General features: G+C 69.4%; 9 protein-coding genes. 2 read left to right on the top strand and 7 right to left on the bottom strand.

Features of this window, described 5'->3' with window-relative positions; genetic code table 11:
- Nucleotides 1-43: 43 nt before the first annotated feature.
- Genes pgl through tkt form a run of 6 tightly spaced genes read right to left on the bottom strand, consistent with a single transcriptional unit; the run spans nt 44 to nt 8393 of the window.
- Complete coding sequence (gene pgl / locus ACLJOO_RS12745) at nt 44-820, bottom strand: 6-phosphogluconolactonase (RefSeq protein ID WP_410787163.1); 777 nt, start codon at nt 818-820, stop codon at nt 44-46.
- A complete protein-coding gene (locus ACLJOO_RS12740; protein WP_410787162.1) occupies nt 817-1926 on the bottom strand; it encodes a glucose-6-phosphate dehydrogenase assembly protein OpcA in 1110 nt (369 codons plus the stop codon). The genes pgl and ACLJOO_RS12740 overlap by 4 nt, the downstream gene beginning before the upstream one ends.
- The gene (gene zwf / locus ACLJOO_RS12735; RefSeq protein ID WP_410787161.1) at nt 1923-3473 is read right to left on the bottom strand and encodes a glucose-6-phosphate dehydrogenase; all 1551 of its coding nucleotides are present in this window, start codon (nt 3471-3473) and stop codon (nt 1923-1925) included. Before zwf ends, ACLJOO_RS12740 begins: the two co-directional genes overlap by 4 nt.
- A gap of 26 nt (nt 3474-3499) precedes the next feature.
- A complete protein-coding gene (locus ACLJOO_RS12730) occupies nt 3500-5080 on the bottom strand; it encodes a glucose-6-phosphate isomerase (protein WP_410787160.1) in 1581 nt (526 codons plus the stop codon).
- The gene (gene tal, locus ACLJOO_RS12725) at nt 5077-6186 is read right to left on the bottom strand and encodes a transaldolase (RefSeq protein WP_410787159.1); all 1110 of its coding nucleotides are present in this window, start codon (nt 6184-6186) and stop codon (nt 5077-5079) included. The genes ACLJOO_RS12730 and tal overlap by 4 nt, the downstream gene beginning before the upstream one ends.
- 38 nt (nt 6187-6224) lie before the next feature.
- The gene (gene tkt, locus ACLJOO_RS12720) at nt 6225-8393 is read right to left on the bottom strand and encodes a transketolase (protein WP_410787158.1); all 2169 of its coding nucleotides are present in this window, start codon (nt 8391-8393) and stop codon (nt 6225-6227) included.
- A gap of 222 nt (nt 8394-8615) precedes the next feature.
- Here tkt and ACLJOO_RS12715 point away from each other — a divergent pair, with 222 nt between their 5' ends.
- Both ACLJOO_RS12715 and ACLJOO_RS12710 read left to right on the top strand, forming a co-directional pair.
- Nucleotides 8616-9581 (top strand): heme o synthase, encoded by a 966-nt coding sequence (locus ACLJOO_RS12715; protein ID WP_410788663.1) that lies wholly within the window; start codon nt 8616-8618, stop codon nt 9579-9581.
- Between the two features lie 130 nt (nt 9582-9711).
- Nucleotides 9712-10806: a ScyD/ScyE family protein gene (locus tag ACLJOO_RS12710; RefSeq protein WP_410787157.1), complete on the top strand. Its 1095-nt coding sequence runs from the start codon at nt 9712-9714 to the stop codon at nt 10804-10806.
- An 878-nt stretch (nt 10807-11684) separates the two neighbouring features.
- Here ACLJOO_RS12710 and ACLJOO_RS12705 read toward each other — a convergent pair.
- Nucleotides 11685-12326, bottom strand: coding sequence for an HNH endonuclease signature motif containing protein (locus tag ACLJOO_RS12705; protein ID WP_410787156.1), 642 nt, complete (start codon nt 12324-12326; stop codon nt 11685-11687).
- Between the last annotated feature and the right edge of the window lie 311 nt (nt 12327-12637).

The following is a 12637-nucleotide window of genomic DNA, read 5'->3' as shown; positions in this document are numbered from 1 at the left end:
CCCGAGTCTCCCAGCCCAACAGTTCGGCGTGGGCCACACCGTACTACTCGATGCGCGAGGCCGCCGCCTCGTCGAGGAGCCACAGTGTGCGGTTGCGGCCCTTGGGGGCCGAGGCGGGGAGGGTGCTGGATTCTTTCAGGGCATCGGCCACCGCGTCGGCCTTGTCGTCGCCGGAGACGACGAACCAGACCTCGCGGGAGCGGTTCAGCGCCGGGACCGTGAGCGAGATGCGGGTCGGCGGCGGCTTGGGGGAGTCGTGCACCGCGACCGCCGACACGTCGGTGACGGCGAGCTGCGGGTAGCCCGGGAACAACGACGCCACGTGCCCGTCCGGCCCGACACCCAGCATCAGGACGTCGAACGCCGGTACGGCGCGACGCTTGTCGTCGTTCAACGCCGAGAGGGCGGCAGCGAGTTCGCTGGCGTATGCGTCGGCGCCTTCCTCGGCCGATTGCCCGGTATCGGCGGGCATCGGGTGGACTCGAGCCGGGTCGACGTCCACGTGCGCGAGGAGGGCGTCGCGAGCCTGGGTCTCGTTGCGCTCGGGGTCGCCGGGCGGCAGGAACCGCTCGTCGCCCCACCAGAACTCGACCCGCTGCCAGTCGATGCTCGCCCCGGCCGGCGACTCGGCGACGGCGCGGTACACCGCGGCCGCGACCCGGCCGCCGGTCAGGACCACCTGCGCGACCCGGCCGTTGCTCTGGGCATCGACCAGCGCGGTGATGAAGCGTGCCGCCACCGCGTGCGCCAACGCCGTGGCATCGCGGTGGATCAACAGCTCCGGGTCGACCACCCGGCTGGGAGCGGATGCATCAGTCATGAACGCCCCACTCTCTTACCCGCAGCCTTCTTGGCCGCCGTCTTCTTCACAGTGGCTTTCTTCGCCGCGGTCTTCTTCGCAGGGGCAGCCTTCTTGGCAGGAGCAGCCTTCTTGGCGGCCACGACCTTCTTCCCGGCCGCGGTCACCTTGGCCGCCGTGGACTTCCGCGCCGTCTCCGTGACCTTCTTGGCGTCCGCCGGCATCGCGTCCCGCTCGACCATGCAGGCGAGGGTCTTCGCGTACACGTCGTCCGGATCGAGCCGCCGCAGTTCCTCGCTCAACAGCTCGGACGTCGTACGCCGCTTCAACGCCACCGGCCGATCCGGCTGGCCCGGCACGCTGAACGTCGCGACCGCACCGTCCGGCCGGGTCAACGCGATCGGACCGGAGGGCGTGAACAGCCGTACGGCGGTCACACCCGGACCTCGCGAGTTCCGCTGCTCCACCGGCACCTTCAGCCGCGACTGCAACCACGCGGACATCAGATCCGCACTCGGGTTCCCGCGAGCGGCCGTGACCTCGGCCCCGGTCACCTTCGTCGGGTACTGATCCAGCGCGGCCGCCATCAGCGCACGCCACGGCGTCAACCGCGTCCACGCGAAGTCCGTGTCACCAGGCGCGTATCCCTCGGCCCGCGCGTTGTAGTCCACCGACGCCCGGCGCGTCGCAGCCGCATCGGTCACCCGGCGCCGGCCCAGCCGGCCCAACGGATCCTCGGCGGGCACGCGGGGCCCACCGCCCGGCCACCAGACGATGACAGGGGAGTCGGGCAGCAGCAGCGGCGTGACCACGGACTCCGGCACCTTCGCCAGCTCACCGTGCAGCCGCAGCAGCACCGCCTCACCCGGAATGCCCTCGCCGACCCGTACCTCGGCGTCCAGCCCGGACGCGCCGCGGCCGGGCCGCAGGATCGCGACCAGGACCCGGGACGGGTGTTCGCGACCGGCCTCGTTCGCGGCCTTCATCGCGTCGTGGTGGGACGCCTCGTCGACGACCACCACGATCGTGCCGACCATGCCCATAGCCGGCGAGCCCGCGTTCCGGCGGGCCTTCAGCAGCGCCGACGCGATCTCGCTCGACGTGGTGTCGGTCAGGTCGATGATCATGGCCGCCTCCAGGCACGTCCGTCGCGGGCGAGCATCTCCTTGGCCGAGTCCGGGCCCCAGTCGCCGGACGCGTACTGCTCCGGCTTGCCGTGCCGGGCCCAGTAGTCGAGCACCGGGTCGAGGATCTTCCAGCCCAGTTCGACCTCGGTGTGCTGCGGGAACAGCGGCGGATCACCGAGCAGTACGTCGAGGATCAGCCGCTCGTACGCCTCAGGGGAGGACTCCGTGAACGAGCCGCCGTACGCGAAGTCCATGTTCACGTCGCGGATCTCCATCGACGTACCGGGCACCTTGGCGCCGAAGCGGACTGTGATGCCCTCGTCCGGCTGGATCCGCAGAACGAGGGCGTTCTGGCCGAGCTCTTCGGTCTCGGTCTTGTTGAACGGCAGGTGCGGCGCCCGCTTGAACATCACTGCGACCTCGGTGACGCGCCGGCCGAGCCGCTTGCCCGTGCGCAGGTAGAACGGGACGCCCGCCCAGCGTCGGGTGTCGACGTCGACCCGCAGCGCCGCGAACGTCTCCGTCGCCGACGACGCCGGGATGCCGTCCTCCTGCAGGTAGCCCTTCACCTTCGAGCCGCCGGCCCAGCCCGCCGCGTACTGCCCGCGGGCACTGTGCAGGTCGAGCCGCTCCGGCAGCTGTACGGCGTTCAGCACCTTCTTCTTCTCCTGGCGCAGCGACCAGGCGTCGAAGCTGACCGGCTCCTCCATCGCGACCAGCGCGAGCAGCTGGAGGAGGTGGTTCTGGATCACGTCCCGCGCGGCGCCGATGCCGTCGTAGTACCCGGCGCGGCCGCCGATGCCGATGTCCTCGGCCATCGTGATCTGCACGTGGTCGACGTAGTTGCTGTTCCAGATCGGCTCGAACATCGCGTTCGCGAACCGCAGCGCGAGGATGTTCTGGACGGTCTCCTTGCCCAGGTAGTGGTCGATCCGGAAGACCGCCTCGGGCGGGAAGACCGACTCGACGACCTGGTTCAGCTCGCGGGCGCTCTTCAGGTCGTGACCGAACGGCTTCTCGATCACCACCCGCCGCCACGAGCCCGGCTTCTCGTCGGTCAGCCCGTGCTCGGACAGCTGCCGCACGACCTCCGGGAACAGCCCCGGCGGGATCGACAGGTAGAACGCGTGGTTGCCGCCGGTCCCGCGGGTGACGTCGAGCTCGTCGACGGTCTCCCGGAGCCGCTTGAACGCTTCGTCGTCGGTCAGGTCGCCCGGCACGAACCGGAAGCCCTCGGCGAGCTGTTGCCAGACCTCCTCGCGGAACGGCGTCCGCGCGTGCTCCTTCACCGAGTCGTGCACGATCTGGGCGAAGTCCTGGTTGGTGTAGTCCCGACGGGCGAACCCGACCAGGGCGAAACCCGGGGGCAGCAGCCCCCGGTTCGCCAGGTCGTAGACCGCCGGCATCAGCTTCTTGCGGGCCAGGTCACCGGTGACACCGAAGATCACCAGGCCGCACGGCCCGGCGATCCTCGGCAGCCGCCGATCCTGCGGATCGCGCAGCGGGTTCACCGGACCTGTCGGCTCTTCGCCGAGCTCAGCGGTCATGGGCCGCTTTCCTCCGAGTGTCGTTCCTACTTGAACAGGGACAGGAGCTGCTGTACGCCGGACGCCACGTCCGTGAGGTGCAGACGCAGCACCGGACGGCCGCGCTCCGCGATGACGTTCGCGTCACCGGCGGCCTGCGCCGAGATCAGCGTGCCGAACGTGAACGGCCGGTCCGGGATCTCCACGTCGGTCGGGTGCGCACCGGTGATCTGCAGGTACACGCCCTCTGGGTGGCCGCCCTTGTGGTACTGACCGGTCGAGTGCAGGAACCGCGGGCCCCAGCCGAACGTCGTCGGACGGTCGGTCTTGGTCGCCAGCGCCGGCCGGATCGCGATCAGGTCGGCATCCCGCTCCGAGTCGAGATACGCCATGACTGCGACGTACCCGTTCGGCTCGAGCTTGCCCAGCAGCGCGTCCAGCGCGCCCTGCAGCGAGTCCACACCGTCGAGCAGACCATCGGTCGCGCGGACCTCCACGGCGCCGTCGGTGAACACAGCCGCTTCCGGCTCCGGCTGCGCGTCGAGCAGACCACGCGCCGCCTTCTTCGCGCTCTCCACGTCCGGCTGGTCGAACGGGTTGATGCCGAGCAGGTAGCCCGCCACTGCCGTCGCCGTCTCCCAGAGCAGCATCTGACCGCCGAGCGAGCCCGACGTCAGCGCCGTCGGGACCCCGCTGGTGGCCTTCTCGGCGAGCAAGGCGTTGGTCAGGTCAGCGGCGTCGCTGTGCAGCTCCGGCGCACCGACCTCGACCGCAACCGGGAGTACGCCGGTGCCGTTCTTGCCGGTGCTCTCCGCGATCAGCTGCTCGGCCCAGTCCGGGAAGCCGACGATGTCAGAGCCGTCGGCCGTGATGATCGCCTTGTCCCGGCCCGCGCTCGCCGCGAGCACCGCGCCCAGCCACAGCGCGGGGTTGTCGGTGGAGTCGGCCTGCAACTCCGGCGCCGCCTCGGCCGCCTGGTCGAGCAGGTCGGCGATGTCCGCGCCGGCCAGACCGGACGGCACCAGGCCGAACGCCGTCAGCGCACTGTACCGGCCGCCCACGTTCGGGTCGGCTAGGAACGTCTTGCGGTAGCCCTCGTCCGCCGACAGCTTCTCGAACGGCGAACCCGGGTCCGTCACGACGACGATCCGCGAGGCGGCGTCGATGCCCGCGTCGGTGAACGCCTTGGCGAAGGTACGGCGGTGGCTGTCGGTCTCGACCGTGCCGCCGGACTTGCTGGACACCACGATGACGGTCTTCGACAGGTCACCGTCCAGCGCGCGCTTCACGACGCTCGGGTCCGTCGAGTCCAGTACGACGAGCTCCACGCCCGCGGTCCGGGTGATGACCTCCGGAGCCAGCGACGAGCCGCCCATACCGGACAGCACGATCCGGTCCAGGCCCTCGGACCGCAGGTCCGCCTGCAGCGCCTCGATCTCGGCCAGCAGCGGCCGCGAGGTGTCGTGCAGGTCGACCCAGCCGAGCCGGATCGACGCCTCGGACTCGGCCTCCGGGCCCCAGATCGTCGCGTCCTTCGCGGCGATCCGGGACGCGATCTTCTCCGCGACCAGCTTGTCGACGACCTCGGCCCAGTCGCCGTTCTGCGTGCTTACCTTCGGAGCGCTCACTTGGCTGCCGCCTTCAAGGCTGCCGCGACGATGTCCTGCAGCTCCGACCAGGACGCGTCGAACTTCGCGACGCCCTCGTCCTCGAGCAGCTGCACGACCTCGTCGTACGAGATGCCCAGCTTCTCCAGGTCGTCGATCACCTTGCGGTCGCCCGCGTAGTCGCCGCGGACCGTGTCGCCGGTGATCTCGCTGTGCTCCTCGACCGCCTTGATCGTTGCCTCCGGCATCGTGTTCACGACACCGCGGGTGACCAGGTTGTCGACGTACAGCGTGGGGGAGTACGACGGGTCCTTGGTGCCGGTGGACGCCCACAGCGGCCGCTGCGGCTTGGCGCCGGCGGTCTCGAGCTCGCGCCAGCGGTCGGTGTCGAAGATCTCCTCGTACGCCTCGAACGCGAGCCGGGCGTTGGCGATCGCGGCCTTGCCCTTCAGCGCCTTCGCCTCGTCGGTGCCGATCGCGTCCAGCCGCTTGTCGATCTCGCTGTCCACGCGGCTGACGAAGAACGACGCGACGCTGGCCATCTTGGTGACGTCGTGACCGTTCTCGACGGCCTGCTCGAGGCCGGTCAGGAACGCGTCGGCGACCGCCTTGTAGCGCTCCAGCGAGAAGATCAGCGTCACGTTCACGCTGATCCCGGCGGCCAGCGTGGCGGTGATCGCCGGCAGGCCCGCCTTGGTGGCGGGAATCTTGATGAAGACGTTCTCCCGGCCGACGATGTCCCACAGCAGCTTGGCCTGCTCGACGGTCTTCGCCGTGTCGTGCGCGAGCGTCGGCTCGACCTCGATCGACACCCGGCCGTCCTGGCCCTCGGTGTCGTCGTACGTCGGCTTGAACACGTCGGCGCCGTCGCGGACGTCGTCGGTCGTGATCACCCGGATCGCCTCGTCGGTGGAGACGCCCTGCGCCGCGAGGTGCGCGATCTTCTCGGCGTACGCGTCGGCGTCCGAGATCGCCTTCGCGAAGATCGTCGGGTTGGTGGTCACGCCGGTGACGTGCTTGTCCTCGATCAGCGCCTGCAGGCTGCCGCTGGTCAGCCGCTCACGGGACAGGTCGTCCAGCCAGATGGAGACACCCGCGTCAGCGAGTGCTTTCAAGCGATCGTTCATGTGTCCGATGCCTTCTTCCGCATGTTCTGTTGTTGTCTTCAGTTGGCGTCGGCCGGTCCGACCGGGCCGGCGGCGGCGCGGCCCGGCGGTACGCCCGGTCCGCTGATCGCCGCGGCGGCGGCGATGCTCTCCTTCGCGGCCTGCACGACCGCGTCGGTGGTGATGCCGAACTCGTCGTACAGCGTCTGGTACGCCGCGGACGCGCCGTAGTGCTCCAGGCTCACCGAGCGGCCGGCGTCGCCGACGATGTCGTGCCAGCTCTGCGCGGTCCCGGCCTCGACCGAGACCCGGGCCCGCACGTCCGCCGGGATGACCGACTCGCGGTACGCGTCGTCCTGCTCGTCGAACCACTCACGCGACGGCATCGAGACCACCCGCGCGTTGACGCCCTCCTCGGCCAGCTTTCCGCGGGCCTCCACGGCGAGCTGCAGCTCAGATCCGGTGCCGATCAGGACCACGTCCGGCGTCCCGTCGGTGTCGAGCAGCGTGTAGGCGCCCTTCCTGACGTTCGCGACGGTGGCGAAGCCGTCGATGCCGCGCGGGAACGTAGGCACGTTCTGCCGGGTCAGCGCCAGGCCGGCCGGGCGGTCGGTGTGCTCGAGGATGGCGGCCCACGCGGCTGCGGTCTCGTTCGCGTCGCCCGGGCGTACGACGTCCAGGCCCGGGATCGCCCGCAGCGCCGAGAGGTGCTCGATCGGCTGGTGCGTCGGACCGTCCTCGCCGAGGCCGATCGAGTCGTGCGTCCAGACGTACGTGACGGGCAGCCGCATCAGCGCAGCCAGCCGGACCGACGGGCGCATGTAGTCGGAGAAGACCAGGAACGTACCGCCGTACGGGCGGGTCAAGCCGTGCAGGGCGATGCCGTTGAGCACCGCACCCATCGCGTGCTCGCGAATGCCGAAGTGCAGCACCCGGCCGTACTCGTTGCCCTGGAACTCCTTGGTGGCGTGCTCGGCCGGGATGAACGACGGCTCGCCCTTCGGGGTGGTGTTGTTCGAGCCGGCCAGGTCGGCCGAACCGCCCCAGAGTTCAGGCAGCCCGGGCGACAGTTTGGTCAGCACCTCACCCGAGGCGGCCCGGGTGGCCACGCCCTTGGCGTCGGCGTCCCAGCTCGGCAGCGCGTCCTGCCAGCCGGTCGGCAGCTCACGCCGGCTCAGCCGGTCGAGCAGTTCCGCGCGCTCCGGTGCCGCGGTCCGCCAGGCGTCGTACCGCACGTTCCAGTCGTCCTGCAGAGCCTTGCCGCGGTCGACGGCCTGGCGGGTGTAGGCGATCACGTCGTCGGCGACCTGGAAGGTCTGCTCCGGGTCCCAGCCGAGCACCTTCTTGGTCGCTGCCACCTCGTCGGCGCCGAGCGCCGAGCCGTGGATCTTGCCGGTGTTCTGCTTGGTCGGGGCCGGCCAGCCGATGATCGTGTGCAGCCGGATGAAGCTCGGCTTGTCGGTCACGGCCTTCGCCGCTTCGATGGCGTCGTACAGGGCCTGGACGTTCTCTTCGTACCCGGTGCCGCCGTTGGTCCAGTCGACGTCCTGGACATGCCAGCCGTACGCCGCGTAACGGGCCGCGACGTCCTCGGAGAAGGCGATGTTGGTGTCGTCCTCGATCGAGATCTTGTTCGCGTCGTAGATCACCGTCAGGTTGCCGAGCTTCTGGTGCCCGGCCAGCGAGGACGCCTCCGCCGAAACGCCTTCCTCCAGGTCGCCGTCCGACGCGATCACGTAGATCTGGTGGTCGAACACGCCCGCGCCGGCGCCGGCCTCGGGCTCCAGCAGGCCGCGCTCACGGCGGGCAGCCATCGCCATGCCGACCGCGTTGCCGACGCCCTGGCCGAGCGGGCCGGTGGTCGTCTCGACACCGGGGGTGTGCGCGTACTCCGGGTGGCCCGGGGTCCTGCTGCCCCAGGTCCGCAGCGACTTCAGGTCGTCCAGCTCGAGGCCGAAACCGGCCAGGTAGAGCTGGATGTACAGGGTCAGGCTGGAGTGTCCCGCGGACAGCACGAACCGGTCGCGGCCGGCCCAGTGCGGGTCGGCCGGGTTGTGCCGCATCACCTTCTGGAACAGCAGGTACGCCGCCGGTGCGAGGCTCATCGCCGTACCGGGATGTCCGTTGCCGACCTTCTCGACCGCATCCATCGCGAGCACCCGTACGGTGTCGACCGCGCGCTGGTCTAGCTCGGTCCATTCAAGCTTTGGGCTGGTCTTCTCCGTCACGCCGGCGGCGCTCCTCTCGATGATGATCTGTTCGCTCAGGATGAGCCTACTGTGGCCTGCTCATTCCGCTGTGCACCCTTCGACTGTTTGTCAACCGTTCAGCGAATCCGGCTGTTCCCGAGCTATCGGAGGGGGGTGCGAGAACTCTCCTACGGGGCGTCGTAGACTGCTGAATCGTCAGCGCCGCTCATCCGGCGTCAACCCACTCTGTTCGAGGTGTTCGTGACGGCCGTCGACCCGCGTCCCGCCGCGACGACGTCGTACCCGACGCCGCTGCCGGACGCTACCGCTGTGGTGAGTCCGTCGGTGCGCGACGTGGTGAAGGCGTACGTCGGTCTGACCAAGCCGCGCATCATCGAGCTGCTCCTGATCACCACCGTGCCGGTGATGTTCCTGGCAGCCGGTGGCGTGCCCGGTCTGGAAGTGGTCGTGGCCACACTGATCGGCGGCATCCTGGCCTCCGGCAGCGCCAACACGATCAACTGCGTGCTCGACCGCGACATCGACGAGCAGATGCGCCGGACCCGACGCCGCCCGCTGCCGCGGCACGCGGTCAGCCCGCGTTCCGCGACGATCTTCGGCGTCGTTCTCGGCGTGCTGGCCACCCTGGAGCTCGGCTTCTACGTGAACTGGCTGTCGTCCGGCCTGGCGCTGGCGGCGAACCTGTTCTACGTCTTCGGCTACACGATGGTGCTCAAGCGCCGGACCGTGCAGAACATCGTCTGGGGCGGGATCGCGGGCTGCTTCCCGACCCTGATCGGCTGGACCGCGGTCACCGGCAAGCTGGCCTGGACGCCGGTCGTGCTGTTCCTGGTGGTCTTCTTCTGGACGCCGCCGCACACCTGGTCGCTCGCCATGCGGTACCGCGAGGACTACGCGTCCGTCGACGTACCGATGCTCCCTGTCGTCGCCACCCCGGTCGCGACCGCGCGGCAGATCATGGCGTACTCCGTGGTCATGGTGATCACGTCGCTCGCGCTCTGGCCGATCGGCGACACCGGCTTCGTGTACCCGCTGGCCGCGATCGTGCTCGGTTTCGTGTTCCTCCGCGAGGCCCGCCGGTTGTTGCTCCGGGCCCACACCGGTGCGGACGGCGCCGCACTGCGGCCAATGCGGCTCTTCCACTTCTCGAATATCTACCTCGCGCTGCTGTTCATTGCGGCAGCGATCGATCCGCTCCTGCACTGAGCGTTCTTTCGCGGGTGCGGGGAGTTTTCCCGTTGACCTGATCGTGATCTGATGTTGCGATGGGCTTCTGCCTGTGGAGGGGATCCACGCCTGGGGAGGCCTTGGGCAACACAGCAGCAGGGGGATTCGCATGGGGGTACGAACACGCATCGCCGCGATCGCGGCACTCGCACTGACCGGTTCACTTCTGGTCGCGGGACAGGCCGACGCCGGTCACAGCCACTCGAGTCTGAAGCCGGTGGCAACAGGTCTGAACGGTCCGCGCGGCGTCTCGACGTACGCGAACAAGGTCATTTACAGCGTCACCGACGGGTCCGTGTACGTGACCGACGGGCACCGGACCCTGAAGCTCGGCACCGTGCCGGGCACTGGCGGGTTCCCGCCGGCGATCGACACGAACAAGTGGGGTACGACGTACGCGCTGACCGGCGCGGGCGGTGAGCCGGGGCAGCCGCCGGTGCCAGGGAGCACCACTCTCTACCGGATGCGGTACGGGAAGGCGCCGGTCAAGATCGCCGACATCGGCGCGTACCAGAAGAAGGACCCGGACCCGTACGACCTGGAGCAGAACCCGACCGACTCCAACCCGTTCGGCGTCGCCGCGCTGAGCGACGGCACGGTCCTGGTCTCGGACGCCGCCGGCAACGACCTGCTCCGGGTCTGGCCGAACGGCCACATCAAGACTGTCGCCAAGTTGAAGCCGCGGGTGGTGAAGACGCCGGCCGGACTCGGACCGGACGCCCCGCCGGCCGGGACGATGGTCCCTGCCGAAGCCGTCGCCACATCGGTGACGGTCGGTTCGGACGGCTACTGGTACGTCGGTGAGCTCCGTGGCTTCCCGGCGACACCCGGGACGTCGGAGATCTGGCGGATCAAGCCAGGCTCCGTGGGTGCGGTGTGTGATCCGGTCAAGCCGAACAAGGGCAACTGCAAGAGGTATGCCGACGGCTACACGTCGATCGTCGACCTGGCCGGTGGTCCGCACGGCAAGCTGGCCGTCGTCGAGCTGGCTCGGGAGAGCTGGCTCAAGTTCGAGATGGGCGGCTCGACCATCGGCTCGCTGTACCTGCAGTACCCGGGCAAGGGGCACCGAGCTGGGTACAAGCGGGAGCTGGTCCGCGGTCAGCTGAACCTGCCTGGTGGCACGGCCTTCAATAGGTGGGGCCAGCTGTTCGTCGCCGGACCGGTCTTCGGCCCAGGTGCGGTCTACAGAGTCAAGTACTGAGTGCAGTCCAGAGTGAAGTACTGAGTGCTGCCCGAGTGCAGTACTGAATGACGCGCGGGGCGCCCGTCAGGTGGCGGGTGTCCCGCGTTCCCTGGAACCCTTGGCTTCCCGACCAGAACAGTCAGACCCGGCCGTTGACACGATCGCAGGCGGGGCGTCGACGGCAGGCAGGCATTACCGCGGCGGCCGGCCCGGGCTGTCGGTCGACGAGGGCGCGTGTTATCTGAGGTCGCAGAGGGTCGTACATCACGTCGACGACTTGCAGATGAAGGTCCGTGTTTCATGTTGTGGACGCTCTGGGTTCGCGTTGTCTACGACACGGCGGGAGAGCCATACGGGGGCAACGGGCTGCTGGCCTCGATGTCGGCGAGGAGTCGCGGACGGTGCTGGGCGAGGTCTGTTGGCCGCGCCGCGGAGGGCGCAAGATGCGGCATGCGACTGCCGCAATGGATGACCCATCAGCTGTTCAACGACTGAGCTGGGTCGTCGAGATTGAAGCCGAACCAGGCCTATTCGTCCTTTGCGCAGAGGCGGAAGGGGCGTCCGGCCGGGTCGGCGTACACGGGGCAGCTGCCGCCTCGCGGCGCCCGCTACCTGCACACGGTAAACACCCGCCCCGGAGGCGGCACCTGCCGACTCGATCGCATCAGTGCCGATCTCCCACTGCAGTGACTGGATGGCGTGCAACAGTGCGTCATTCATCGTCGGTTTCCGCTCTCGCAGGCAGGAAGTCGAGGTAAGCCCGTCTGTAGGGGCGTCGACGCGCGGGCGCGCTTGCGGACTCGTAACCGGCATGACGTCACCGACCGGTTTCCTGGCATCGTCGAAGGGGCCGTGCGGCAGCTGCCGCCAGGGGTCGTTCTTGACGGCGAGACCGCTCAGAAGGGCGGTGGATCATCCGTCGGTGGGCTTGCTGATGGCGCGATCGGTCCGCGGGCGGGTGGGATTGTGGTGTAGCGGTGGCCGGTGGGGGTGGTGAGGGTAAGGGAGCCGTTGGGGTGGGCGGTGGTGGTCCAGCCCCAGGCGGGGGTGTCCTTGATGACGTGGTGGTATTCGCAGTACGGGGCCAGTCCGGTCAGGGTTGTGCGGCGTGACTGGGTGAAGGGGGTGAGGTGGTCGCGGTCGCAGTCGCGGGAGGTGCGGTTGCAGCCGGGCCAGGCACAGACTGGGTGGCGGGCGAGCAGGGTTTCGGTGACGAGTGCGCCGGGGTCGTGGCGGGTGGTGGAGGCTTCGAGTACGGTGCCGTTGGCGGGGTCGGTGAGGAGTCGGCGCCAGGTGCCGTCGGCGGCGATGCGGCGGGCCATGTCGGCGGGGATGGGTCCGTAGCCGGTGAGTTCGGCGGGGTCGTCGTCCAAGCCGAGCAGGCTGGAGGCCGGAACGACGACCTCGATGTGCGGGCGACGGCGGTGCTGGTCCGGCAGCCGGCGGCCGAGCCAGTCCAGGCCGTTGTGAAGGATGTGTTCGAACAGGTCGGCGGCCACGTCCGCGCGGCGCTGCTCGGCGGTGCGGGCAACCTTCATCGCACCACCACCCGAGCCGGACGCACAAGTAGTGGACACGCCTGTGGGGCGTGGATCTGAATCCGGTCTCGGGTCCGCGGATGCCGGACCGGCGTTCGCAGGCACCGCCACCGGTGCGGGATCCGTAGGCGCGCCGGGCGCAGAACAACCCGATGACCCGACCCAGTCCGCTGGGTTGCCGGGAGCTGGGTTGCCGGGAGCTGGGTTGCCGGGAGCTGGGTTGCGGGGAGCTGGGTTGCCGGGAGTGTCTGCGGGGCCGGGGTTGGTGGTGGGGGTGTTGCGTTTGGCGAGGATGGCCATGGCTTGGATGG

Source organism: Kribbella sp. C-35 (assembly GCF_046549195.1).
In the GTDB taxonomy this organism is placed as follows: Bacteria; Actinomycetota; Actinomycetes; order Propionibacteriales; family Kribbellaceae; genus Kribbella.
The sequence above is the reverse complement of the archived record's forward strand: the minus strand, read 5'-3'. Positions and strand labels throughout refer to the sequence as shown.